We start from the raw sequence: 24,043 nt of genomic DNA, 5'->3' as shown, positions 1-24,043 counted from the left end.
CGCTTGAGACGACTTCCTCTTGGGAGTCGTTTTTCTTTTATCTTTATCTTTTTCCCTGCAGCAAATATCTTTTATTCTTTGGATTTTGGTAAAGAAATTTGCACCTCTTTTGCCGATTCTCTATAATGTCTTTTAGTATGGAGGTAATGAAAGCACATGAATATCGGTTTGTTTACAGACACCTACTTCCCGCAAAACAGCGGGGTAGCGACGTCGATCAAAACCCTTAAAGAAGCTTTGGAGGCCCAGGGTCACAATGTCTTCATCTTCACGACAACTGATCCCAATGTCGACAAGGACACGGTTGAAGCCAACATCTTCCGCTTCAGCTCCGTGCCCTTCATTGGCTTCTCTGAACGGCGGATTGCTTTCCGGGGCCTGTTTGAGGCGGTCAAGGTGGCCAAGGAGGTCAACCTGGACATCGTCCACACCCAGACCGAATTTTCCATGGGCTCAATTGGCAAGTACGTGGCCCGGCAATTGGGCATCCCGGCTATCCACACCTACCACACCATGTACGAAGACTACCTGCACTATGTCTTAAACGGACACTTGCTCCGGCCAGTTCATGTCCAGCAGTTCACCAAGAGCTACTTGAAGAATATGGACGGGGTCATCGCGCCCAGCCAGCGTGTAGCGGCTTTATTGACCCGCTACGGGGTGGAGATCCCCATGCGGGTGATTCCTACCGGGGTTGACCTGGACGCCATCAGTGGCCCGGACAAGGCGGATCTGCGGGAGAAACTGGAGATTGCCCCGGATGCCCAGGTGATCATCACCCTGGGCCGGGTAGCCGCGGAAAAGAAGATTGACCGCATCCTCCGGGTCATGCCGGACCTGTTGACCGAATTCCCTAAGCTGGTCTTTGTTATCGCCGGCGACGGCCCAGACGTGGATGTCTTAAAAGAGCAGGTTGAGCGCTTGACTTTGGAAGATCATGTGATTTTTGCCGGCAATATTCCTCATGACCAGGTCGCCAGCTACTATAAGATGGCCGACTTCTTCGTCTCAGCCAGCGACACGGAAACCCAGGGGCTGACTTATATCGAAGCCCTGGGCAGCGGACGCAAGTGCGTGGTTTACAAGACCGACTACACTGACCAGGTCTTCAATGACCCGGCTTACGGCTTGACTTTTGAAAGCCTGCGGCAGATGAAGGAAGAAATCGCGGCTTACTTGCGGCAGGGCCGGCAGGAGATTCCGCCCCAGCTCCTGGCAAAAAAACTGGAGGAAATTTCCGCCAGCCACTTTGCCAGCGAGGTCTGCAAGTTTTACCAGTACGCGATTGACAACTATCAAGTGAAAAAAGAGGACAGCAATGATTAGAATCAACATGTTTTCCCAGGCGGACTCAGTTGCCGGCCAAGGGGTCGGGGCAGCCTACCTGGAACTGATCCGGCTTCTCAGGACCCACCTGGTCGATGATTTCTACGTGACCATCAACAAGTACGGCAGAAGCGACTTGACCCACTACCACACTATCAACCCGACCTACTTCGCCAACAGCTTTTCACCAGCCAGAGGCCGCAAGATCGGCTATGTCCACTTTTTGCCAGATACCTTGGAAGGGTCAATCAAATTGCCAGGGGTGGCTAAAAAGGTCTTCTACCAGTACGTGATCGACTTTTATAAGCGGATGGACCAGATCGTGGTCGTCAACCCAATCTTCATCGACAAACTGACTGAATACGGCCTGGACAGAAACAAGATCCGCTACATTCCGAACTTCGTGGCCAAGAGCGAATTCTATGAACAGACTCAGGCTAAGAAGAACGCCACCCGGCAGGAATTAGGCATCCCCCAGGACAAGTTCGTTGTCTTCGGCGACGGGCAGGTCCAGGCCAGAAAAGGGGTCGACGACTTCGCCAAGTTGGCGGAAGCCAACCCCGACTACCAGTTTATCTGGGCCGGCGGCTTTTCTTTCGGCAAGATCACGGACGGCTATGACCACTTCAAGCAGCTGGTGGAGAACCCGCCAAAGAACCTGACCTTTACCGGCATCATCGACCGGGAAAAGCTGGTTGACTACTTGAACATGGCCGACCTCTTCCTCTTGCCGTCCTTTGATGAACTCTTCCCGATGTCAGTTCTGGAAGCCTTCAGCTGCGGGACCCCGGTCTTGCTCAGAGACCTGGACCTCTACCGGGCGATCATTGACGGTTACTACCTGGCCGGCAAGGACTTTGCTGAAATGAACGAACAGCTCCGCTTCGCGGCCACCCATCCGGAAGTCCTGGCCCGCCAGCAGGAGCTTTCCCGCAAGGCCAGCCAGCAGTATTCTGAAGACCACCTGGCTGAAATCTGGCGGGACTTCTACCAGGAGCAGTACCAGCTGGGCCGGGAATTGGGGCAGATCAGCTATGAATAAGAAAAATCTGTGGGGAGTCCTGATCGTTTTACTGATCAGCTCCCTTGTTTTATACTTTGACCTCCAGGCTACGCCAATGGCGACTTTAAAGGCGGCAGCCGGACAGATCATCCCTTGGCGCCTGGTCCTGGTCTTTTTGGCCATGGCCTTGTCCTATGTCTGTGAGGCCTTGATCCTCCGTCTTTTGGCCAAAAGGCCGGGGACAGCCAAGCGGAGCTTCTGGTCTTATCTGCGGATTCCGCTCATTCAGGCCCTTTTCAACGGGATCACCCCGATGGCCACTGGCGGGCAGCCGTCGCAATTGGCGGCCATGGTGGAAATGGGCATGGCCGGCGGCCGGGCAACCTCAATTTTGATGATGAAGTTCATCTGCTACCAATTGGTTGTCTTATTTGCCTATTTGACGGCCTTTATCTTCGGCTTTCACTTTGTGGCCGGCAAGTTCTCGGCTTTAGCCATCTTTATTTTCCTGGGCTTTGCCCTCCACGTCTTCTCCATCATCCTGCTCCTGTTAGCCATGTTTGCCCATAACTGGACGGTCAAGGCGGTTAAAAAGGTCATGAAGCTGTTGGGGCGGATTTTTGGCCAGGAAAGGGCCCAGGCTTGGGAGAAGTCGACCCTGGAGCAAGTGGAAAGCTTCTACAAGGAAAGCCAGGCCCTTAAGGCTGAGAAGAAAAAGCTTTGGGGCGTGGTCCTCTTAACGGTCGGCCAGCTCCTGTGCTACTACTCGGCTCCTTACCTGACCTTGCGGGCTCTGGGTCAGCCAGTTGACTATGTCCAGGTGACCTTGATGACGATCCTGATCATCATGTTCATGGCCGTGATTCCTTTGCCTGGGGCCAGCGGCGGGGCGGAATTCAGCTTCCAGACCCTCTTTGCCAGCTTCATCAGCCAGCCGGGGGTAGTCGTTTTGGCCATGTTCTTGTGGCGGTTTGCGACCTACTTCTTCGGCATGATTCTCGGTATCTTTGGCTGGTCCTTCAAGCCGGCCAAGTTGCGGGACTGATTTTTTTGAGGTGAAAGAAATGCAGAAAATCAAGGCCTTTGGGACCTGGCTGCGGACGTCGAAGAACGGCTTCTTTACCTTGGCGGTCTTCGGCTACTGGCTCAAGTGTTACCTAATCTATCTGACCAAGTTTACCCTGGGGGCAAGCGGCCCGATGCAGGGCTTCCTCTTGCTCATCAACCCTATTCCGTCGGGGATGCTGATCCTGGGTCTGGGGATGCTGATGAAGGGGCGCAAGTCCTACTGGACCATGCTTGTCCTGGACTTCCTCCTGGCTATCTGGCTTTTTGCCAACATCCTTTACTACCGGGAATTCTCCAACTTCCTCTCTTTCTCCCTGCTGCAAAATTCGGGCAGCGCTTCGGAGAATTTGGGCAAAAGCATTGCCGGCATCCTCAAGGGCAGCGACTTTTTAGCCTTTGCTGACCCCTTGATTCTGCTGGGGCTTTTGCTGGGGAAGTTTTTCAAAATGGACCTCTACGCCCAGTCCTGGAAAAGGAAGGTCGCTATTGAACTGACGGCCCTGCTCTTGATGGGGGGCAACCTCCTCTTGGCCCAAAAGGACCGGTCAGGCCTGCTCACGCGGACTTTTGACAACAACTACATCGTCAAGTATTTAGGGATCAACGAATATGCCCTTTATGACGGGATCAAGACGGCCCAGACCAACGCCCAGATGGCTAATGCCAAGGTGTCGGATTTGAGCTCTGTTAAAAAGTACCTCAAGGCCAACTACGTTCAGCCAAATTCAGCTTATACGGGCGTAGCCAAGGGGAAAAACGTCATCGTTATCCACCTGGAAAGTTTCCAGCAGTTTTTGATCGGCTACAAGTGGAAGGGCAAGGAAGTCACGCCTAACTTGAACAAGATCTACCATTCCAAGCACACCCTGGCTTTTGACAACTTCTTCAACCAGGTGGGGCAGGGGAAGACCTCTGACGCGGAACTGATGCTGGAAAACTCCCTCTTCGGGGTCCAGTCGGGGTCAGCCATGTCGACTTACGGGACTAGCAATACTTTTGAATCCATGCCGGCCATTTTGCAGCAAAAGGGCGGCTACACTTCCGCCGTTATGCACGGGGGGACGGGGTCCTTCTGGAACCGGAACAATGCCTACAAGTCTTTTGGTTATGATTATTTCGCTTCTTTGAACTACTACCAGTACCAAAACAGCTGGTACCTGGGCTACGGTTTAAAGGACAAGATCTTCTTTAAGCAGTCGGCCAAGTACATCTCTGAACTGCCCCAGCCTTTTTACTTGAAGATGATCACGGTTACCAACCACTATCCATATACCTTGGACAAGCAGAACCAGTCGATCAAGAAGACCACGACCGGGGACAATACGGTTGACGGCTACGTGCAGACGGCTCACTACCTGGACCAGGCGATCGGCGAATTCATGACCTGGCTGAAGAAGACCGGCCTGGACAAAAAGACCCTCCTGGTCTTCTACGGGGACCACTATGGGATTTCCAACAACCACAACGAGGCCATGGCCCAGCTGACCAGGAAGAAAAATTACGGGGAGTTTGACGACCAGCAGCAGCAAAGAGTGCCGCTCATGTTCTATTCAAGCAACTTAAAAGGCGGCATTAAGCATACCTACGGCGGGGAAATCGACGTGATGCCGACTCTGCTTAACCTGCTGGGGATCAAGAGCAAGGATATGATTTTGTTTGGCCATGACCTGTTAAGCAAAAAGAACCCGCAAGTGGTGGCCCAGCGGAATGGGAACTTTATTACCCCGACCTACACCAAGGTGGGGAGCAGCTACTATTACACCAAGACGGGCAAGAAGGTCACCGGCGCCAAGGAAAAGAAGGCCTGCCGCTTGCTCGCCAACCAGGTTTTGACCCAGCTGACCCTGTCTGACCGGGTCGTGACCGGGAATCTGCTCCGCTTCTACCACCCTTCCTGGTTTACTCCGGTCAAGACCAGTGACTATGACTACAATAAGACTGACTCTTTAAAGAAGCTGGAGGAAGCCGGTAAGAGCAAGACCAGCTTAAAGAGCCAGCTGGGCAAAAAGGACGCAAGCAGTCTTTATAAAACTGATGCGCCCGAACTGAAAAAAACTAAGACAAAGTAAGTCTATCTATGATAGAATAGTAAAGTAATTGTAGAATAAATTGGAGGCAGTGCATTGTACAACTTTATTATGACGCTGTTGATCATTGTTTCAGTGCTGATCATTATTGCGACAATGATGCAACCACAGAAGCAGCAAGATGCCTTGAACGCTTTGTCAGGCGGCGCCGTCTTTAGCGGCCAGACCAAGAAGCGGGGCTTTGAAGCCTTTATGGAAAAAGTGACGTCAGTTCTACTGGTATTGTTCTTTGCTTTTTCGATTATTTTGGCAATCCTGTCTTCTAAATAATCATTAACCTCCCGATCACTTGCTTGATGGGAGGTTTTTTTTAACGAAAATACAGATGGAGAAAATAATGGCGCAAAACGAGACTGTATTGGCGGGCGTGCTGGAGATCTTCCGGCACAACCCGCAAAAGCAATTCAGCGTTGACCAGATCGAGCGGCAGGCCCGCCGGGACCGCTTGGGCAACTTTACCGACTTGGTCAAGGCCCTGGCCTACCTGGAGCAGGAAAAGCAGATCATCACTGACGGCAATGGCCGCTACCAGCTGGCCCAGGAAAATACTGAAGTCGAAGGGGTCTTCCGGGCCAACGACAAGGGCTTTGGCTTTGTCCGCTTAGACGATGAAGAAGCCGATGACGTGTTCATCAACTCTGACGCTACCAAGCTGGCTTTGGACGGGGACCGGGTTAAAGTTAAGATCACGGCCGGCGGCAACCCTTGGAACGGGAAAGGGCCGGAAGGGCAGGTTGAAGAAATCCTGGAAAGAGGGGCCAGCAGCATTGTCGGCGAATACACCCCTTTGGAAGACCTGCAGGTCAAGATCAGCCACTTTGCCGGCTACGTAATTTCAAGCAACAAGAAGTTCAAGAAGTACCGGGTCTATGTATCTGAAAACGGCTTGATTCCGCAAATGGGGGACATGGTCAAGGTATCTCTGAAGACCTACCCGACTGAAGACTTGCCAGACCAGATGACCGGGGCAGTTGTCGAAATTATCGGTAACAAGAACGATCCGGGCGTGGACATCATGTCTATCGTGGCTGAACATGACATCCGGACTGAATGGCCAGAAGATGCTTTAGAGCAGGCCAATGCTATCCCGGACCACGTAACTGAAGAAGAAAAGCATGAACCAGGCCGGCGGGACATCACCGACCAGCCAGCCGTCACAATCGACGGGGATGACTCCAAGGACTTTGACGACGCGGTCGTTTTGTGGAAGCTGGACAACGGCAACTACCACCTGGGCGTCCACATCGCTGACGTGGCGCACTATGTTAAGGAAGGAACGCCTTTGGACCGGGAAGCTTTTGCCCGGGGCAACAGTACCTACTTGGTCGACCGGGTTATTCCGATGCTGCCGTTCAGACTGTCCAACGGGATCTGTTCCTTGAACGAAGGCGTTGACCGTTTGGTTCTGTCCTGCGACATGGAAATCACCCCGGAAGGTGAGCGGGTATCTTACGACATCTACCCGGCCTTGATGCGGTCCCACGGCCGCTTGACCTACAACAAGGTCAACCAGGCCTTGCGCGCTGACGTGCCAGACAGCGATTTGGAAGACAAGTATGTTAAGGTGCGGCCAATGCTCAAGGACATGGCAGCTTTGCATGAAGCCCTGTACAACCAGCGCCACGCCCGGGGGGCCATCGACTTTGAAGAACCGGAAGCCAAGATCATCGTGGATGAGAAGGGCAAGCCGGTGGACATCGTCTTGCACAGCCGGGGGACGGCCGAAAAGATGATCGAATCCTTCATGCTTTTGGCCAATGAAACGGTAGCGGAAGCCTACTACAGAAAAAAGGTGCCTTTCCTTTACCGGGTGCATGAAACGCCGGAAGCTGACCGGATCACCAGATTTTTTGAATTCTGCAGTGCCTTCGGCTTGAACGTCAAGGCAGATCCAAACGACATCAAGCCGCTGGACTTGCAGAAGGTGGTTACCAAGACTTTGGGCACGCCGGAAGAAGCAGTTGTGCAGATGATGATGCTGCGGAGCTTGAAGCAGGCCCACTACTCAGAAGATCCGCTGGGCCACTTCGGGATCGCGGCCAAGTACTACACCCACTTTACTTCCCCGATCCGCCGGTATTCAGACACCATGGTCCACCGGATGATCCACGCCTACCTGGAAGAAGGAATGGGGGATGAGGTCAAGGAGCACTTTAAGGAAGAACTGCCGGAAGTAGCTGACCAGACTTCAACGCAAGAGCGGCGGTCAATCGATACGGAACGAGCAACCAACGACCTGAAGATGACCGAATACATGGCTGACCAGGTCGGCAACAAGTTTGACGCGGTTGTTTCATCAGTAACCAGCTTTGGGATGTTCGTGCAGTTGGAGAATACGGTGGAAGGTTTGATCCACATCTCCAACTTGAAGGACGACTACTACTCATACGATGAAAAGACCATGACTTTGACCGGCCGGGCAACCCACAAGAAGTATAAGGTAGGGATGCCGATCAAGGTTGTCTTGACCAATGCTAATGTTGAGCAGCACCAGCTGGACTTTGAAGTTTACGATCCAGATGCTAAAAAGCGGCCCCACAATGACCGCGGGATGGGCAGAAGAAATGGGGACCGGAACTTCAAGGGCCGGCGCAATTACGGCGGCCGCGACAAGAGCGGTGACCGGCGCCACAAGCCAAGCCGCAACAACCGCGGCCAGCGGCTGGGGCAAAGTGAAAGAGGCAACCGCCGGCGGCCAAACCGTTAATATGTAAGCGGGAGGATTTTTTATGAAACAAAAAGCCAAGGATGAAAATGTCCTCGCGCAGAACCGGCAAGCCCGGCATGATTATTTCATCAAGGATACTTATGAAGCCGGGATTGCTTTGACGGGGACGGAGATCAAGTCCGTCAGAGCCCGGCACGTGACCTTGCGTGACGGCTACGTGCAGATCATCAACGGGTCGGCCTTCCTAGAAAATGTTCATATCGATGAATATAAGGAAGGCAACCGCTACAACCACGACCCGCTGAGAAGCCGCAGACTACTTTTGCACAAGAAGGAAATCGCCAAACTAGCTGATGTGAAGGCCCAAAAGGGGATGACCATCGTGCCGCTCAAGGTCTACTTGAAGCACGGCTTTGCCAAGGTTTTGATTGGCGTAGCGCAGGGTAAGAAGGAATACGACAAGCGCGAAACGATCAAGAAGCGCGACCAGGACCGGGAACTGCGCAGAAAATACAGAATTTAGGGAATCCGCCGGAAGGCGGATTTTTTGTATTCTCGTATACTTATCTGCATATTACGCTTTCCCAAAATGCCCTTGCAAAGGCTGGCATTAGTTGTAGAATAAGTGTAAGCAAAAAATTCATTCAGAGTAATAGAAAGAGGATAGACAATGGGTTTTTGGATCATGCTTTTGTCCGGACTGATCGGCCTGGGCTTGGTAATTTTTGGTGTTGAAAAGGAGCTGCCAAAGGGGCAGAAAATTGCTTTTTGGGTGATCGGCGCTATTCTGCTGGTCTTCGCTGTTGCCTTGGCTCTGCCAAATGGCCTGCAGCTTTAGTTAATTAAAATAAGTCAATCGCGAGGTACTGGCCAGACCAGTACCTTTTTTCTTTGCAAAAATTCCTCCAGACCGCTTTCCGAAATATTTTTCGCCCTTGCGAAATACTTTTCACAATTTGAAATATGGTTCTTTGCTTTCGTAAACGCTTTACATATCTGGAAGCGGTGCCATAATAAGAGTGTAAGCAAGCTTACGGGAGGTCGGGGCGCCTGAAAGGCCCCATGTGATGAAACAATGTCTTTTGTAAGGAGCAATTGATTTATGTCAGACAAGAAATTTTCAGTAGTTATTGCCGGCGGTGGCAGCACCTTCACCCCTGGCTTTGTCATCAGTCTCTGTGCCAACCAAGACAAGCTTCCCTTGCGGAAACTGAAGCTGTACGACATTGATGCTGACCGGCAAAAGAAGATCGGTGACGCCTGCGCCATCATCGTCAAGGAAAAGGCACCGCAAGTCGAATTTGAATATACGACTGACCCGGAAGAAGCCTTCACTGATGTTGACTTTGTCTTGGGCTCAATCAGAGTCGGCAAGTACGAAATGCGCAGCCAGGATGAAAAGATTCCTTTGAAGTACGGGGTCAACGGCCAGGAAACTACCGGCCCCGGAGGCATGGCCTATGGTTTGCGGTCAATCCCGGCCATCATTGAAATCATTGACTTCATGGAAAAGTACTCGCCAAACGCTTGGATGGTCAACTACTCCAACACGATTGCGATTGTTTCTGAAGCCTGCCGGCGCTTCCGCCCGAATGCCAAGGTTGTCAACATCTGCGACATGCCAATCGATGACATGGGCAGAATGGCGGCCATTGCCGGGCTCAAGAGCTTCAAGGACCTCGACTTTACCTACTACGGCTTGAATCACTTCGGCTGGTGGAAGAGCGTTACCAACAAGAAGACCGGGGAAGACCTGATGCCGCTTCTGAAAGACTACGTCAAGAAGAACGGCTACTACGTGGGCGGAGACTTCGACAAGGAAACCGAAGCCAGCTGGGTCGCAACTTTCAAGAAGGTTGCTGACTGCTACGCCTTGGACCCAACGACTCTGCCAAACAACTACATGCAGTACTACTACTTCCCGCAATACGAAGTGGAAAACGCCAACCCGCACTACACCAGAACCGATGAAATCCTGGAATACCGGCAAAAGATCGTCTTCGGTGAATGCGAGCGGATCGTCAAGGAAGGCACGGCCAAGGGCAACCTTTGGGAAAGCGAAGTGCACTCCAACTACATCATTGACATCTGCCACGCGATCGCCTTCAACACCCACGAGAAGTACCTGGCCAACATTCCGAACAACGGGGCCATTAGCAACTTCCCAGACGACGCTATCGTTGAAGTGCCTTGCCTCTTTGGCTCAGACGGCGTGCAGCCGCTGGTAGTCGGTGAAGCCGGCCGCTTCCAACTGGGTCTGATGATGGAACAAGTAACCTGCGAAAAGCTGGTTGTCGATGCTTATGAACAAAAGTCCTACATCAAGATGCTGCAGGCCTTTGCCTTGAACAAGACTGTTCCAGACGCTAGCGTGGCCAAGAAGATCCTGGACGACATGATGGTCGTTAACAAGCCTTACTGGCCGGATTTGAAGTAGTCAGAATGAATTGAAATAAAAAGAAACAAGCAAGATACATGCAATAAGCAGCAAGGAGGAAGATTGCTTATGATGCAGAAACTGCAGAAATTCGGGGCGGCGATGTTCGTGCCTGTCCTGCTTTTCTCTTTCGCCGGTATCGTGGTTGCCTTAACCAGCCTGTTCAACAACCCGTTGATCTTTGGCTCACTGGCAAACACCAATACCTTCTGGTACGGTCTGTGGGACACCGTTCAACAAGGTGGCTGGACCGTCTTTAACCAAGTTGACATGCTCTTCGTGGTCGGCCTGCCAATCGGGCTGGCTAAGAAGGCCCACGGGCGGGCAGCCATGGAAGCCATCGTTACCTACTGGACTTTCAACTACTTTATCGCTGGTTTCCTGACCCACTGGGGTGCCTTCTTCGGCCTTAAGGACTACGTTAAGACCCAGATCGTGGCCAACTCAACCAACAGTGGTTTGACCATGATTGCCGGGATCAAGACCCTGGACACCAGTATCGTTGGTTCCCTGGTCATCGCCGGTATCGTGGTTTGGCTACACAACCGCTACTTTGACAAGAAATTGCCGGACTTCCTGGGTACCTTCCAGGGTTCAGCCTTCGTTGTCATCTTAGGTTTCGTGGCCATGTTCCCAGTTGCCTTCCTGACCTGCCTTATCTGGCCAAAGGTACAAATGGGCATCACTGCTTTGCAGGAATTCATGGCATCCAGCGGCTTGATTGGGGTTTGGATCTTCAACTTCTTGAACCGGGTCCTGATCCCAACTGGCCTGCACCACTTGGTTTACATTCCATTCCAATACGGCCCGGCCGTTGTTGCCGGGGGCTTGCAACCATGGTGGCTCAAGCACTTGACTGAATTTGCCGAAAGCACCAAGAGCTTGAAGAGCCTGGCTCCAAACATGGGCTTCATGCTTTACGGGAATGAAAAAGTCTTCCTTGTGCCAGCCATCTGCCTGGCCTTCTACCACACTGCCAAGAAGAACAAGAAGAAGCAGACTTCAGCCTTGCTTTTGCCAGCTGCTTTGACTTCATTCCTGGCCGGGATTACTGAACCTGTTGACTTTACCTACCTCTTCGCGGCTCCAATCCTCTGGGTTGTCTACTCAGTCTTGGCCGCAACCATGAACACCACCATGTACATCTTCGGCGTTGTCGGCCAAATGACTGACGGGGCCATTGGGATTGCTTCCATGAACTGGCTGCCACTGTGGGCTAACCACTGGCACACCTACATGGCCCAATTCATCATTGGTCTGATCTATGCCGCTATCATCTACTTCATCTTCCGCTTCATGATCGTCAAGTTCAACTACGCTACTCCAGGCCGGGAAGCTGACGACCAGGAAGTCAAGCTGATGAATAAGAAGCAATACAAGGAAGCCAAGGCTGCTGAACAAGCTGCTGAAGCTGCCGGGCAAAACTCCTCTGACCCATACATCGCAAGAGCTACGGCTTACACGACTCTCTTGGGCGGACCGGAAAACATTGCTGAAATTACTTCCTGCGCAACCCGTTTGCGGGTAACTGTCAAGGATCCTGACAAGGTCGGCGCCGACGCTGCCTTCAGAAAGAACCAGGCAGTCGGGGTTGTCCGTCACGGTTCAGCCATCCAGGTCATCGTTGGTCTGGACGTTGCCCAAGTTCTGGAAAGAATTGAAAGCATCATTGCCGACAGCGGCAACACCGTTGCCAAGGCCGAAGCCGACCCTGATGAAGAAAAGGCCACCGGCTACCTGGACCTGCTGGGCGGCAGAAGCAACATTAAAGAACTGACTTCCTGCTCAACCAGAGTAAGAGTCCACGTCTTTGACACTAAGAAGGTTGCCGGCGACGACGACTTCAAGAAGTTCGGGGCCAGCGCCGTTGAAAAACGGGATGACCAGGAAATCGACATCGTGGTCGGCCTGGAAGCTGAACGGGTTGTCGACAAGATGAAGGAAATTATGTAAGTTTTTAAATTGGTCTAAGCCCATAAAAGTGCTATTCTGTTAACTAGATGAAAACGTCAACAAGTTAGCAGGAGGAGACTTTTATGGCAGGACTAAAAGCACGAATCGTGGAAAAATCAAGTGATCTGAATCCATCGGATAAGAAGATCTTGAATTACTTGCTGAACAATGCTGCTGAATGCAGCGAACTCAGTCTGGCGAAATTGGCCAAGAAGCTTTATGTTTCAGAATCGGCCGTTTTTCGCTTATGCAAAAAGATTGGTCTAAGTGGCTACAGCGAATTGAAATACGAGCTGGCAGATTTTTCCAAGGGGGAGAAGCGGATGGTTAAGCAGCAAGATACCTTCGCCGAGCGCCTGGTCAAGAATCTGCGCTCAGAGCTCAGCTATTTCAGGACACTGGATTTTGAAAGCTTTTATTCGACCTTAAACCAGACAGAAAATATCTACATTTACACCACCGGCTGGCAGCAGGCATCGATCGCCAGCTATCTCTCCAACCAGCTCCTGGTGAATGTGGGCAAGCCGACGGTTGTCATGCCATCAGCGATTAGTGAATTGAAGATGTCGAAGAATTGGCTGCAAGACCATGACCAATTGATTGTGATTTCCTTCTCCGGGGAAGATCCTGACTTGTGCCAGCTCCTGGATGAGCTGCACCTGCTCAATGAGCATTTGACGATTACTTCGCTGACGACCATCAAGGAAAGCCGGCTGGCCAGCCTGTCTGACTACAGTCTCTTTTTCCAGCCAAGTCTCTTCCACGAGAGCATCAGCACCAAGAACTGGGCTTTTAGTCCGGCTTACATAATGATTGATTTATTGATTAACGGCTACTGCGAGTGGCTGAGAAAAGAGGATGAATAATGCAAGAGAAAGCTTTGAATTGGCTAGACAGGTTGACTAAGTCTGCCCGTCTGACGCCGAAAAGAATTTTAAAGATCTACACCTTCGTCCTCTTTTTTGCCCCGCTGGCCTACCTGCTGCTCTTGCAGCTGCGGGCCGGGGCGGCCAAGCAGACGATCACTGACTTTATCGCGGCCAGTCCCGCGACCACGGTGTCAATCATCGTGGCGGCCGGTGACTTCCTCTTGGGTTACCTCTGCTGGATCGACGGCGGGGCCCTCTTGGCCGACCGGCGCCAGTACATGAAGTTTATGAAGCTGCAGCTGTGGACCCAGCTGATCGTTGGCAACTGGTTCTGCCTCCTCTTCGCTATTTTTGCCCTGCGGCGGGGAGAGGATTTACCTGAAGAGAGCAAGGTAAAGCCGAGCCAGCTGCTGTCCTTGACCTACTTGATTGCTTCTTTATTCGTAATTTGTTTTGTATTCTATGTAGTTCTCGCCTTTAGAGCGGTGAAAGGTTGATATTCATGTTTAATTTCTTTAAAAAGTCCAAGTCAAAAGGCCATGAAGTCAAGGCGCCCATCAAGGGCAATCTGATTCCCCTGTCCGAAGTCAGCGATGACGTCTTCTCCCAAAAGATGCTGGGCGACGGTTTTGCCGTTAAGCCGACCGGCCAGGAAGTAGTTGCCCCGGTTTCCGGGACTATTACCACCCTGTTTCCGACCAAGCACGCCATCGGCATCAAGACGGCCGAAGGGCTGGAAGTCCTGATCCACTTGGGGATCGACACGGTGGAACTGAAGGGGGAACCCTTCAAGCTCTTTGTCGACCAAGGCGATTCAGTCAAGGCTGGCGACAAGCTGGCGGAAATGGACATCGCCGCTGTGGCTGACCACGGCCTGGACAACACGGTCATGGTGGTTTACACCAACATGGACCTGCTTAAAGAAGTCAAGGATGTCGACCCGCGCCCTGTAGAGGCGGGCGATGACGCGCAGGAAATTGCCTTTAACTAATGCGCGTGATGATTTTTACCATTTATAACATTACTCTTTAATCCAAAACTTTTATTTTATACTTTTACTCCTCTATTTTAAAAAACTTTCTTTACTAACTCAGAAATCGCCAGACTGCTCCGGGACCTTTTCCGGGGCAGTTTTTTGCATGAAAAAAGCAGCCTTGCGGCTGCTTAGGCGAGGGCTTTAGCCATCATTTGGTGGGGGATGCCGGCTTCCATGAAGACAGGACCGACATCGTGGTAGCCATTGGCCAGGTAGAAGTCCCGGGCACTGGCTTGGGCGTGGAGGTAGAGTTCTTTGGTTAAGTTATTTGCCAAAACGTAGTTTTCAATGGCGTCTAACAGCTGGCTGGCAATCCCGCGGTGGCGGGCAGTCTTTTGCACGGCGACCCGGCCGATGTAGAAGCGGCCTTCTTCGCTGAAGAAGCGGGCGGCCGCTAGGGCATTGCTTTGGTCTTCGTTTAAAAGGAAAACGTGGTAGGCGGAAAGGTCCTGGTCGTCCAGTTCAGGAACCGTGATTTCCTGCTCGGCAACGAAAACGTCATCGCGGATTCTGGACAGGCAGAAGACCTCCCGGGCAGAGAGCTCATTAAAATGTTTGACTTGGATTTCTTTGCTGAAGTCGTTTTTTTGACGCTTTTTCACGGTGGACAGGATCCTTTCCATAACTAGTTGATTATGTTTAGTCATTGTAGCAGGCGAGAAAGATTTGTCAAATTACTTGCTTATTTTCTGAAATTTTCAGATATTTTTCTGGTGATTTGTAATCTTTTAAAAAATCGCATATTTCTCCTTTTGTCCTCTGTAACCACTAGGTCTTGTGTGTTATAAATAGACGTGACACTAAATTTTGTAGATAACTAGTTGAGGTGAGTCATGTCAGAGTTAGCAATTACTGATTTGCACGTTGAAATTGCCGGCAAGGAGATTCTCAAAGGGGTTAACCTAAAGCTCAAAACCGGGGAGATCCATGCCATTATGGGACCAAATGGGACGGGGAAGTCGACCCTGTCAGAAGCCATCATGGGCAACCCGGCATATAAGGTGACCCAGGGGTCAGTCAAGCTGGATGGGCAAGAGCTGCTGGATTTGCCAGTTGATGAACGGGCCCGGGCCGGCCTCTTTTTGGCCATGCAGTACCCGGCTGAAATCCCCGGCGTCAGCAACGCTGAATTCATCCGGGGGGCTTTGAACGCCCGCCGGCCGGAAGTCGATCCAGTCCCGGCCCGGGAATTCCTCCAGGAACTGTATGAAAAGATGGACTTTTTGGACATGAAGGCCGAAATGGCCCAGCGCTACTTGAACCAGGGTTTTTCCGGCGGGGAAAAGAAGCGCAACGAGATCTTGCAGATGCTGATGATCAAGCCCAAGTTCGCGATTTTAGACGAAATCGACTCCGGCCTGGACATCGATGCCCTCAAGGTGGTCTCTAAAGGGGTTAATGACCTGCGGGGGCCGGATTTCGGTGCCTTGATGATCACCCACTACCAGCGCCTGTTAGACTACGTGGTGCCCGACAAGGTCCACGTTATGATGGGCGGCCGGGTCGTGGCTGAAGGCGGGCCGGATTTGGCCAAGCGCCTGGAAAAGGAAGGCTACACCAAGCTGCGCGACGAGCTGGGCCTGGACATTGAACTGACGGATGAAGACGTTTAAGGAGGAAGCATGACCACACAAGCATGGTTTGCAAAAATGCAGGCAGAAGCCGCTGCTGCTTTGCCGGACTTGCCTAGGCCCGACTTTGCCAAGGTGGACTACCGGGCCTGGCCCCTGTCTTTGACCCGGCCCCTGCAAAAGACGGCAGCTTTTTCCATTGAAGCTGGGGCAGAGTTTTGGGCAAAAGGCTGCGTCGCCTGCGACTGGGAGACGGCTTTAGCTGAGCACGGGGACCTGGTAGAAAAGTACTTTGGCCGGGCGGCTAATTTTAAGGAAAACCGCCTTTTAGGAGAAAACGTGGCCAAGATGGAGCAGGGGCTCTTCGTCTATGTGCCAGACAATGTGGCCTTGGCAGAGCCCTTGACGGTGACTTATTTGCAAGACAGCCAAAAGCAAGAGGACTTTGCCTTGCACGTCTTGCTCGTGGCCGGGAAAAACGCGGATTTTTCCTATTTTGAAAAAGTGGCCAGCCAAGGAGACAAGGAAGCAACAGCCAACCTGGTGGTGGAGATCTGCGCCTTAGCCGGCGCCCGGGTTAAGTATGCTGCTATCGACCGCTTAGGCAAAAACACGACCGCCTACTTAAAGCGGGTGGCCTGGGTCGGCCGGGACGCCAAGGTGGACTGGGCCATGGGGATGCTGAGCGACGGAAAGATTCTGGCTGACTATGACTCTGACCTTTACGGGCAGGGAGCCAGAGCCGAGATGAACGTGATCGCCATTACTATCGGCGACCAGGTCCAGGGCCTGAACACCATCGTCAATAATTACGGCAAAAAGTCAGATGGCCGCATCCTCCAGCATGGGGTGATCCTGCAGAAGTCCTGCCTGGTCTTCAACGGGATCGGCCATGTCATGAAGGGGGCAAAGGGGGCCAACGCCCAGCAGGAAAACCGGGTCTTGATGCTGTCCAGGTCGGCCAGAGGGGATGCCAACCCTATCCTCTTGATTGACGATAACGACGTTTTTGCCGGGCACGCGGCCAGTGTCGGCCGGGTTGACGACCAGCAGCTCTATTACTTGATGAGCCGGGGCCTGCCCAAGCCTTTAGCCGAGCGTTTAGTCATCCGGGGCTTTTTGGGTCCGGTTTTGACCAAGATCCCGTCAGCCAGCCGGCAGCCTTTATTTGAAATGGTAGAAAGAAAGCTGATCGATGGACAAGAATTGGAATAAGCTCCGGCAGGATTTTCCCATCCTGGCTGAAAAAATGAACGGGGAGCCCCTGGTCTACCTGGATAACGCGGCCACCAGCCAGAAGCCTGAGTGTGTGATTGAAGCAATCAATACTTTTTATCAAAAGAAAAATGCCAATATCTACCGGGGAACTTATGCCCTGGCGGCCAAGGCAACGGAGGCTTATGAAGAAGTCCGGCAGAAGGCAGCAGATTTTATTGGCGCTGAGGCCAGCGAAATAGTTTTTACCAAGGGGACGACTGCGGCCATCAATTTGGCGGCCTTTGGCTATTTTTTGCGGTATTTAAAAAAGGGCGACGAGATCGCCTTAACTGCTGCTGAGCACCACAGCAATCTGGTCCCTTGGCAGCAAGTTGCCGCCCTTACCGGGGCCAAGCTGGTCTTTTTGCCCCTGGACAAAAAGGGCCGGGTTGACTTAAAGGAAGCAGAAAAAGCCGTGTCTGACCGCCTCCGCCTTTTGGCCCTGGCCCAGGTTAACAATGTTTTAGGGACTGAGCAGCCGGTCAAAGAGCTGGCGGCCTTGGCCAAAAAGCACGGGGCCCTGGTCTTAGTCGACGGGGCCCAGGCAGCGGGCCACTTGCCAGTTGCTGTTAAAAAATTAGGCGCCGACTTTTACGCTTTTTCCGCCCACAAGATGCTGGGCCAGACCGGGACCGGGGTCTTGTACGGCCGAAAAGAACTCCTGGACCAGACCCAGCCTTTGGAATTTGGCGGGGAGATGATCAGAGAGGTCAGCAAAACTAGCGCGACTTTCAAGCCGGCCCCGCAAAAGTTTGAGGCCGGCAGTCAGAATGTGTCCGGCGTAGTGGCCTTGGGGGCAGCGATTGACTATTTGAATGCAATTGGCTTAGACGCGATTAAGGACAGGGAAGCAGAATTAGGCCGGGCCCTGGCGGAAGGCTTGAAAAAAGCAGGGGCTACGGTTTACGGGCAGGGGGGCGGCATCGTATCTTTCAACCTGCCTGGCGTTCACCCCCACGATTTAGCGACGGCCCTGGACGCCCAGGGTATTGCCATCCGGGCCGGCCAGCACTGCGCCCAGCCCATGATGGACTGGTTAGGAGTCAAGGCCGTTGCCCGGGCCAGCGCGGCTTTTTACAACAATGAAGCTGATGTGGAAGCCTTGATTAGGGGAGTGCAAGCGGCGAAGGAGTTTTTCAATGGCACTAGATGATTTAAAGCAGGTCTACCAGGCAGTCCTCTTAGATTACGCGGCTAGCCAAAAATACCGGCAGCCTTTAGCCAGTCCTACGAAAGTGGTTAACCTGGTCAATGAAAGCTGCGGGGACCGGCTGACCTTGCAGGTCAAGGTCAAGGAAGGCAAGATTGCGCAGGTCGCCTGCCTGGCTGAGGGATGCACGATTTCCCAGGCTTCGGCGGCGATCATGGCCGGCCTGGTTGACCAAGCCCCGCTTGAAAAAGCGGTTGGTCTTTTGCCAATTTTTTGGCGGATGCTTGAAGGAAAAGAGATCAGCCAGGAGGAAGAAAGGGAGCTGGGCGACGCGGCACTTTTACAGGGCGTTTCCCGTTTTCCGGCCCGGGTCAAGTGCGCGGGTCTGGCCTGGCAAGGCTTGAGTGAAGCAATAGAAAGGAAAAATTAGATGACCGCTGAAAAAGACGAAACCTTACAGGCCCTGGACCAGGACTACCAGTACGGCTTCAAAGACGAGATCGAACCCATCTATACCACGGGGACAGGCCTCAGTGAAGAGGTGGTCCGGCAGATTTCCGCGGCAAAAAATGAGCCGGACTGGATGCTGGACTTCCGCCTTAAGGCCTACCAGACCTACCTCAAAATGCCCCTGCCGGCTTTTGGCCCGGACTTGACCAAGATTGACTTTGACCACTTGAACTACTTCCGCCGGGATGCCAAAAAGGCGGTCCGGGACTGGGACGAGGTGCCGGACAAGATTAAGGAGACCTTTGAAAAGCTGGGCGTTCCCCAGGCCGAGCGTCAGTATCTGGCCGGGTCGTCAGCCCAGTATGAGTCAGAAGTCGTTTATGAAAAAATCAAAGAGGACCTGGCCCGGCAGGGCGTTTTGTTCATGTCAACTGACGCCGCTGTCCAAGTGGTGCCCGATTTGGTCAAAAAGTACTTCGGCAAGCTGGTCAAGCCGGATGACAACAAGATGGCGGCCCTCAACTCCGCCGTCTGGTCCGGGGGGACTTTTATCTACGTGCCCAAAGGGGTCCAGGCCAAAGTCCCGATCCAGAGCTACTTCCGGATCAATGCCGGCAATTCCGGCCAGTTTGAGCGGACCTTGATCATTGTCGATGAAGGGGCCAGCGTCAACTACGTGGAAGGCTGCACGGCGCCCAACTATTCAGCTGACAGCCTGCACGCGGCGGTCGTGGAAGTCAATGTCTTAAAAGACGCCTACTGCCGCTACACGACCATCCAAAACTGGTCAGACAATGTCTACAGCCTGGAAACCAAGCGGGCCCAAGCCCTGGAGAACGCGACCATGGAATGGGTGGATGGCAATTTAGGCTCCAAAGTTACCATGAAGTATCCTAGTGTCTACCTGAATGGCCGCCGGGCCCGGGGGACCATGCTGTCGATTGCTTTTGCCGGCTGCGATTCAAATGGCCAGGGGATCGACTCCGACACGGGTGCCCGGATGGTTCACAACGCTCCCCAGACTACCAGCTCCATTGTCTCCAAGTCCCTGTGCAAGGACGGGGGCCGGGTGGACTACCGGGGACAGGTCCGCTTCAACCCGGACAGCGATGGCTCTTTGGCCCATGTGGAATGCGACACCATCATCATGGACGACAAGTCGGCCAGCAACACGATTCCCTACAATGAAGTTTTGAACGGGAACGTCTCCATGGAGCACGAGGCCAAGGTGTCAAAAATCTCTGAAGAGCAGCTTTACTATTTGATGAGCCGGGGGATTTCGGAAGCCAAGGCCACGGAAATGATCGTGATGGGCTTTTTGGAACCATTTACTAAGGAACTGCCGATGGAATACGCGGTGGAACTGAACCGCCTGATCAAGTACCAGATGGTGGGCTCGATCGGGTAAATAAGAAAAATAAGCGCAAAAAAACGTCTGGAATTTCTTCCAGGCGTTTTTAGCTTATTCGCGGCTTGGCAAAGCGATAATTTGGTCGGCGATGGCCAGGGTGCTGAGCCGGTGGGAGACCAGGACCACGGTCTTGCCGCTCCGGGCTTCCTTGAGGGCCTTGAGGATGATGCCTTCGTTTAAGGCGTCGAGGTTGGCGGTGATTTCGTCTAAAAGCAGAAGCTCTCCGCCGTGCAGGAAGGCCCGGGCGATCCCGATCCGCTGCTTTTGCCCGGCTGACAGGCTGTTGCCGTTTTCGCCCAGCAGGCTGTCGTAGCCTTTGGGCAGGGTCATGATGAAGTCGTGAATGTTGGCCATTTTGGCGCAGGCGACGACTTCTTCGCGGCTGGCGGCCTTGCCCAGCTTGATGTTGTTCTCAACCGTGTCCGTGGCCAGCCAGGTTTCCTGGGGCATGTAGCTTTCCAGACCCCGGAGGGCAGAAGTTTCGATGTCCTTAATGTTGACTGCTGAAATGGCCACTTGCCCCTTTTGGACGTCGTAGAAGCGGGCGAGGAGCTTGAGGATAGTGGACTTGCCGCTGCCGCTCGGGGCGTGGATGCCGATGATTTTTCCTTTCGGAATGGTCAGGGAGTAGTCTGCAAGGACTGGCCGGCCGCCATCTGGGTAGGTAAAGGTGACTTTTTCCAAGCTGGCTGAGGAAAAAGCCGGCTTGCCCCCGGCCGCGTTTTCTTCGACGACTGGCTCTTCATCCAAGATTGCCAATACCCGGCGGGCACTGGCGACAGTTTCGGTCAAGCCCGTCGAGAGAGCGGAAAGGGCACTGACCGGGCCAAAGCTGGCCAGCATGGCGCTGGCCGTGATTAAGCTTTGGCTAAAAGGCAGGTGAAGGATCCGGCTGGTCAAAAGGAGCATGGAAGTGGTGGCTAAAAGGATGACCAGGTTGGTCAGGGTCTGCTGAAGAGCGGTCAGCTGGTTTAGCTTGGCCCGGCTTTGGGTCAGGTCCTGGTCAGTCGCGGCTAATTCTTTTTTCCGCTTGTCTCCTTGCCCGTACTGGAGACTTTCGGCCAAACCCAGAATCGAGTCCAGCATAAAGTTGCTGATCTGGCCCATTTTTTGCCGGATATCCTGGCCAGGCCGGCTGGAGAAGCGGGAAAAAATCAGCGGGATGCCGATACCGGCCAGGGCGTAGAAAATCAGAGCCAAGAGGGCGCAAGCCAAGGAGTAGCGGGCAAAGAAGACCAGCAGGCAAATGGTATAGACGCAAGCGATGGCGATGGGGGAAATGGTGTGGGCGTAGAAGACCTCCAAGAGCTCGATGTCGCTGGTGATAAGGGAAAGCAGGTCCCCCTTGTCCTTGCCTTCCAATTTGGCGGGGCTGAGCAGGCGGAGTTTATGGAAGACTTTTACCCGGATCAAGGCCAGCATTTTAAAAGCAAGCAAGTGGTTGCAGTAGTGCTCTCCGTAGTGGAGGATTCCCCGGGAAAAGGCACAGATGAGGAGCAGGACAATTAAGGCGGAAGCGGTTTGCCCGCTAAATATTTTGCCAGCCGCGGCTACGGCATTGATGGTGACGAAGCTGGCGGCTAATTGGCCGGCGCTGCCCAAGATGATGGCTAAAGCCATGACCGGCCAGAGGGGCTTGACCAGGTCCAGCAGGCGCCAGAGGATTTTAAAGTTGCTGTTATTCTTCATGCTTGCCTCCAAATTTCGCGTAATTTTCCAGGTCAGCCTGGTCTTTGAAGAGCCGGGCGTAGGATCCGCCCTTGCCTAAGAGCTCTTCGTGCTTGCCCTTTTCAACTAAGCAGCCTTTTTCCAAAAAGTAGATTCGGTCGCTCTTGGTAACGTTGGCCAGGCGGTGGGAGATGAGGATGACGGTCTTCTTTTGGGCAAGTTTGTGCAGGACGGCCATGATGGCGGCTTCGCTTTCCAGGTCGATATTAGAAGTGGCCTCATCGAAGATGTAGATCTGGCTGTCTTTTAAAAGTGCCCGGACCAGGGCCAGCCGCTGCTTTTGCCCGCCGGAAAGGTTGGTCGCCCCGGCTGTCAGCTGGTAGTCCAGGCCGGAATTTTTGGCCAAAAAGTCCCAGAGGCGGACTTCCTTTAAAGCGGCGATTAAGTCGCTGTCACTGGCTGGTCCGGCCATCAGCAGGTTGTCTTTGACGCTGCCCTTGAAAAGGTAGCTGTCGGAAGTAACCAGGGTGACGGCTTTTTGCCAGGCGGAAGGGGAAAGAGCGGATAAAGGGATGCCGGCAAGCGTGATTTGCCCCTTGCTTGGAGTGAGGCGGCCGGCTAAGAGGGCGGCCAGAGTGCTTTTACCCGATCCAGACAGGCCGGCGATAGCAGTGAAGCCGGAGGCGGGGATCGCCAGGTTGATTTGGCTTAAAGCGGCTTGGTCAGCGTCCGGGTAGGTAAAGGAAAGGTCACTGACGGTCAAGGCCATTTTTTCCGGCAGGGAAGTTTGCCCAGCAGCTTTTTCCGGCAGGTCCAGGAAGGCAAAAATCTGGTCACTGGCCTTCATGCCGTTCATGCCGATATGGAAGTAGCTGCCTAGCTGCCGCATGGGAAGGAAGTAGGAGGCGGCCAAGAGGATCAAGACGATGGCCCCTTGCCGGCTTACTTGCCCTTGCCGCAGGTTATTAAGGGCAATGACGATCCCGCAGGCAGCGCCGCCATAGGCCACGGTGTCCATGACCACGGTGCTGAGCAGCTGCATGGTCAAGACCTTCATGGTGATCTGCCGGAAGTGTTCCGATTCTTCTGCCAGTTCTTGTTCAGCGGCGGAATCATTTTGGTAGACCTTTAAGGTAGTCATGCCCTGCATTTTTTCCAAAAAGGTATCGGCTAGCTGGTGGTAAATGGCAAAGTAGCGGCTGAGGATCTTTTTGGCGACCAGCATGACGACCATGATGACGATGGGGATCAGGGGCACGGCACATAAAAGGAAGATGCTGGCCGGGGCGTCGATTTTGACCAAGACGGCAAACAGGGTCAAGGGAGCCAGGAAGGCATAGGCAAACTGGCTGAGATAGCGGCTGAAGTAGCTGTCGACGGATTCGATCCCTTCGCCGGTTAATTGGACCAGTTCAGCTGGCTTGACTGCTTCTTTATAGCTGTCACCTAAAAGCAGAAGTTTGGCGTAAATTTTTTGCCGCAGGACTTCTTTAACCTTGGCGCTGGCTTGGAAGCTGGCCTGGTTATATGCGTACTGGCCTAAAAGCTGGACGGCGGCGCCAGCAAGCAAGGCCGGCCAGGAATTTTGCCCGGTTAAGATGCGCGCCAGGGCAAAGATAAAGACGATTTGGCCCAGTAAAGCGAGCCATTGGCAGAGGATCTGCCAGAGGACGTAGCGGCTGGACGAGCCCAGCTGCTTGATAAGACGGGTTTTGATCATGGAGGTTGGATCAGCCTTTCTAAAAAAACAAAACAATAGTCCAAAATGGAATATAGGACATAAGGAACACAAGAAAAATTATATGAAAAATAAGGGAGATTTGATAACTGTACCAGGGCAGAAAAAACGAGGGAAAGGGCTGCCAACAGCCAAATGGCACGGCGACTTTATTTTCAAAGCTCTTCTGATAAGCGGGACAGACAAACAGAGAAAAAACAAAAAACAGAAAAAGCAAAATTATTTTTCCCCGCAAAAAGGGCAAAAAACGAACAAGGAATTCATTGAAGAATTAAAAAGAAAGATAAAGCAGAATAAAAGACGCGGAAGCGGCCAGGCAAAATATTACAACTCTGCCGGCTGTACCTATGA

22 protein-coding genes are annotated in these 24,043 nt (G+C 52.9%); 19 read left to right on the top strand and 3 right to left on the bottom strand.

Annotation, left to right across the window (positions count from 1 at the left end; translation table 11 throughout):
- Positions 1-156 precede the first annotated feature (156 nt).
- From ACLUXO_RS09240 to ACLUXO_RS09180, 13 genes are all read left to right on the top strand, one after another.
- A complete protein-coding gene (locus ACLUXO_RS09240; RefSeq protein ID WP_412137306.1) occupies positions 157-1,326 on the top strand; it encodes a glycosyltransferase family 4 protein in 1,170 nt (389 codons plus the stop codon).
- A complete protein-coding gene (locus tag ACLUXO_RS09235; RefSeq protein WP_072547686.1) occupies positions 1,319-2,368 on the top strand; it encodes a glycosyltransferase family 4 protein in 1,050 nt (349 codons plus the stop codon). The genes ACLUXO_RS09240 and ACLUXO_RS09235 overlap by 8 nt, the downstream gene beginning before the upstream one ends.
- Positions 2,361-3,374, top strand: a complete 1,014-nt coding sequence (locus ACLUXO_RS09230) for a lysylphosphatidylglycerol synthase transmembrane domain-containing protein (RefSeq protein WP_412137305.1) — start codon at positions 2,361-2,363, stop codon at positions 3,372-3,374. The genes ACLUXO_RS09235 and ACLUXO_RS09230 overlap by 8 nt, the downstream gene beginning before the upstream one ends.
- Positions 3,375-3,393: 19 nt before the next feature.
- The gene (locus ACLUXO_RS09225; protein WP_412137304.1) at positions 3,394-5,466 is read left to right on the top strand and encodes an LTA synthase family protein; all 2,073 of its coding nucleotides are present in this window, start codon (positions 3,394-3,396) and stop codon (positions 5,464-5,466) included.
- 54 nt (positions 5,467-5,520) lie between these two features.
- Entirely contained in the window at positions 5,521-5,754 is a 234-nt protein-coding gene (gene secG / locus ACLUXO_RS09220) for a preprotein translocase subunit SecG (protein ID WP_002876914.1), read from the top strand.
- A gap of 67 nt (positions 5,755-5,821) precedes the next feature.
- Positions 5,822-8,191, top strand: a complete 2,370-nt coding sequence (rnr, locus tag ACLUXO_RS09215; RefSeq protein WP_412137303.1) for a ribonuclease R — start codon at positions 5,822-5,824, stop codon at positions 8,189-8,191.
- A 22-nt stretch (positions 8,192-8,213) separates the two neighbouring features.
- The gene (gene smpB / locus ACLUXO_RS09210) at positions 8,214-8,675 is read left to right on the top strand and encodes an SsrA-binding protein SmpB (RefSeq protein WP_003611142.1); all 462 of its coding nucleotides are present in this window, start codon (positions 8,214-8,216) and stop codon (positions 8,673-8,675) included.
- A 147-nt stretch (positions 8,676-8,822) separates the two neighbouring features.
- Complete coding sequence (locus tag ACLUXO_RS09205) at positions 8,823-8,990, top strand: hypothetical protein (protein WP_412137302.1); 168 nt, start codon at positions 8,823-8,825, stop codon at positions 8,988-8,990.
- A 264-nt stretch (positions 8,991-9,254) separates the two neighbouring features.
- Entirely contained in the window at positions 9,255-10,589 is a 1,335-nt protein-coding gene (locus ACLUXO_RS09200; protein ID WP_412137301.1) for a family 4 glycosyl hydrolase, read from the top strand.
- Between the two features lie 69 nt (positions 10,590-10,658).
- A complete protein-coding gene (locus tag ACLUXO_RS09195; protein ID WP_412137300.1) occupies positions 10,659-12,542 on the top strand; it encodes an alpha-glucoside-specific PTS transporter subunit IIBC in 1,884 nt (627 codons plus the stop codon).
- An 83-nt stretch (positions 12,543-12,625) separates the two neighbouring features.
- A complete protein-coding gene (locus ACLUXO_RS09190) occupies positions 12,626-13,408 on the top strand; it encodes a MurR/RpiR family transcriptional regulator (protein WP_412137299.1) in 783 nt (260 codons plus the stop codon).
- The gene (locus tag ACLUXO_RS09185) at positions 13,408-13,908 is read left to right on the top strand and encodes a hypothetical protein (RefSeq protein ID WP_025895911.1); all 501 of its coding nucleotides are present in this window, start codon (positions 13,408-13,410) and stop codon (positions 13,906-13,908) included. The genes ACLUXO_RS09190 and ACLUXO_RS09185 overlap by 1 nt, the downstream gene beginning before the upstream one ends.
- Positions 13,909-13,913: 5 nt before the next feature.
- Complete coding sequence (locus ACLUXO_RS09180; protein WP_412137298.1) at positions 13,914-14,402, top strand: PTS sugar transporter subunit IIA; 489 nt, start codon at positions 13,914-13,916, stop codon at positions 14,400-14,402.
- 173 nt (positions 14,403-14,575) lie between these two features.
- On the opposite strand, the gene ACLUXO_RS09175 is transcribed toward ACLUXO_RS09180, so the two are convergent.
- Positions 14,576-15,070, bottom strand: coding sequence for a GNAT family N-acetyltransferase (locus ACLUXO_RS09175; RefSeq protein WP_412137307.1), 495 nt, complete (start codon positions 15,068-15,070; stop codon positions 14,576-14,578).
- A gap of 210 nt (positions 15,071-15,280) precedes the next feature.
- On the opposite strand from ACLUXO_RS09175, the gene sufC reads away from it, so the two are divergent.
- From sufC to sufB, 5 genes are read left to right on the top strand one after another with little or no spacing between them, the layout of a single operon-like run.
- Positions 15,281-16,060, top strand: coding sequence for a Fe-S cluster assembly ATPase SufC (gene sufC, locus ACLUXO_RS09170; RefSeq protein WP_412137297.1), 780 nt, complete (start codon positions 15,281-15,283; stop codon positions 16,058-16,060).
- A 9-nt stretch (positions 16,061-16,069) separates the two neighbouring features.
- Positions 16,070-17,233 (top strand): Fe-S cluster assembly protein SufD, encoded by a 1,164-nt coding sequence (gene sufD, locus ACLUXO_RS09165; protein ID WP_412137296.1) that lies wholly within the window; start codon positions 16,070-16,072, stop codon positions 17,231-17,233.
- A complete protein-coding gene (locus ACLUXO_RS09160) occupies positions 17,214-18,428 on the top strand; it encodes a SufS family cysteine desulfurase (protein ID WP_412137295.1) in 1,215 nt (404 codons plus the stop codon). The genes sufD and ACLUXO_RS09160 overlap by 20 nt, the downstream gene beginning before the upstream one ends.
- Positions 18,415-18,855 carry a Fe-S cluster assembly sulfur transfer protein SufU gene (sufU, locus tag ACLUXO_RS09155; protein WP_412137294.1) on the top strand — a complete coding sequence of 147 codons (441 nt, stop codon included), beginning with the start codon at positions 18,415-18,417 and terminating at the stop codon, positions 18,853-18,855. The genes ACLUXO_RS09160 and sufU overlap by 14 nt, the downstream gene beginning before the upstream one ends.
- Positions 18,856-20,283 (top strand): Fe-S cluster assembly protein SufB, encoded by a 1,428-nt coding sequence (sufB, locus tag ACLUXO_RS09150; RefSeq protein ID WP_050890615.1) that lies wholly within the window; start codon positions 18,856-18,858, stop codon positions 20,281-20,283.
- A 54-nt stretch (positions 20,284-20,337) separates the two neighbouring features.
- On the opposite strand, the gene ACLUXO_RS09145 is transcribed toward sufB, so the two are convergent.
- Together ACLUXO_RS09145 and ACLUXO_RS09140 are read right to left on the bottom strand one after the other, a co-directional pair.
- Positions 20,338-21,975 (bottom strand): amino acid ABC transporter ATP-binding/permease protein, encoded by a 1,638-nt coding sequence (locus tag ACLUXO_RS09145; RefSeq protein ID WP_412137293.1) that lies wholly within the window; start codon positions 21,973-21,975, stop codon positions 20,338-20,340.
- Complete coding sequence (locus tag ACLUXO_RS09140) at positions 21,965-23,674, bottom strand: ABC transporter ATP-binding protein/permease (RefSeq protein WP_412137292.1); 1,710 nt, start codon at positions 23,672-23,674, stop codon at positions 21,965-21,967. The genes ACLUXO_RS09145 and ACLUXO_RS09140 overlap by 11 nt, the downstream gene beginning before the upstream one ends.
- On the opposite strand from ACLUXO_RS09140, the gene ACLUXO_RS09135 reads away from it, so the two are divergent.
- Positions 23,673-24,043: hypothetical protein (locus ACLUXO_RS09135; protein WP_412137291.1), on the top strand; the 371-nt coding region annotated here is incomplete at its 3' end. The two genes, ACLUXO_RS09140 and ACLUXO_RS09135, sit on opposite strands and share 2 nt — an antisense overlap.

The sequence above is a fragment of the Lactobacillus delbrueckii subsp. bulgaricus genome, assembly GCF_046938665.1.
GTDB lineage: Bacteria > Bacillota > Bacilli > Lactobacillales > Lactobacillaceae > Lactobacillus > Lactobacillus delbrueckii_C.
The sequence above is the reverse complement of the archived record's forward strand: the minus strand, read 5'-3'. Positions and strand labels throughout refer to the sequence as shown.

What these genes read in the sequence shown, in the direction of transcription:
- ACLUXO_RS09240 (WP_412137306.1), top strand. Translation starts at nt 157, where the DNA reads ATGAATATCGGTTTGTTTACAGACACCTACTTCCCGCAAAACAGCGGG.
- ACLUXO_RS09235 (WP_072547686.1), top strand. Translation starts at nt 1,319, where the DNA reads ATGATTAGAATCAACATGTTTTCCCAGGCGGACTCAGTTGCCGGCCAA.
- ACLUXO_RS09230 (WP_412137305.1), top strand. Translation starts at nt 2,361, where the DNA reads ATGAATAAGAAAAATCTGTGGGGAGTCCTGATCGTTTTACTGATCAGC.
- ACLUXO_RS09225 (WP_412137304.1), top strand. Translation starts at nt 3,394, where the DNA reads ATGCAGAAAATCAAGGCCTTTGGGACCTGGCTGCGGACGTCGAAGAAC.
- rnr (WP_412137303.1), top strand. Translation starts at nt 5,822, where the DNA reads ATGGCGCAAAACGAGACTGTATTGGCGGGCGTGCTGGAGATCTTCCGG.
- smpB (WP_003611142.1), top strand. Translation starts at nt 8,214, where the DNA reads ATGAAACAAAAAGCCAAGGATGAAAATGTCCTCGCGCAGAACCGGCAA.
- ACLUXO_RS09205 (WP_412137302.1), top strand. Translation starts at nt 8,823, where the DNA reads ATGGGTTTTTGGATCATGCTTTTGTCCGGACTGATCGGCCTGGGCTTG.
- ACLUXO_RS09200 (WP_412137301.1), top strand. Translation starts at nt 9,255, where the DNA reads ATGTCAGACAAGAAATTTTCAGTAGTTATTGCCGGCGGTGGCAGCACC.
- ACLUXO_RS09195 (WP_412137300.1), top strand. Translation starts at nt 10,659, where the DNA reads ATGATGCAGAAACTGCAGAAATTCGGGGCGGCGATGTTCGTGCCTGTC.
- ACLUXO_RS09190 (WP_412137299.1), top strand. Translation starts at nt 12,626, where the DNA reads ATGGCAGGACTAAAAGCACGAATCGTGGAAAAATCAAGTGATCTGAAT.
- ACLUXO_RS09185 (WP_025895911.1), top strand. Translation starts at nt 13,408, where the DNA reads ATGCAAGAGAAAGCTTTGAATTGGCTAGACAGGTTGACTAAGTCTGCC.
- ACLUXO_RS09180 (WP_412137298.1), top strand. Translation starts at nt 13,914, where the DNA reads ATGTTTAATTTCTTTAAAAAGTCCAAGTCAAAAGGCCATGAAGTCAAG.
- ACLUXO_RS09175 (WP_412137307.1), bottom strand. Translation starts at nt 15,070, where the DNA reads ATGGAAAGGATCCTGTCCACCGTGAAAAAGCGTCAAAAAAACGACTTC.
- sufC (WP_412137297.1), top strand. Translation starts at nt 15,281, where the DNA reads ATGTCAGAGTTAGCAATTACTGATTTGCACGTTGAAATTGCCGGCAAG.
- sufD (WP_412137296.1), top strand. Translation starts at nt 16,070, where the DNA reads ATGACCACACAAGCATGGTTTGCAAAAATGCAGGCAGAAGCCGCTGCT.
- ACLUXO_RS09160 (WP_412137295.1), top strand. Translation starts at nt 17,214, where the DNA reads ATGGACAAGAATTGGAATAAGCTCCGGCAGGATTTTCCCATCCTGGCT.
- sufU (WP_412137294.1), top strand. Translation starts at nt 18,415, where the DNA reads ATGGCACTAGATGATTTAAAGCAGGTCTACCAGGCAGTCCTCTTAGAT.
- sufB (WP_050890615.1), top strand. Translation starts at nt 18,856, where the DNA reads ATGACCGCTGAAAAAGACGAAACCTTACAGGCCCTGGACCAGGACTAC.
- ACLUXO_RS09145 (WP_412137293.1), bottom strand. Translation starts at nt 21,975, where the DNA reads ATGAAGAATAACAGCAACTTTAAAATCCTCTGGCGCCTGCTGGACCTG.
- ACLUXO_RS09140 (WP_412137292.1), bottom strand. Translation starts at nt 23,674, where the DNA reads ATGATCAAAACCCGTCTTATCAAGCAGCTGGGCTCGTCCAGCCGCTAC.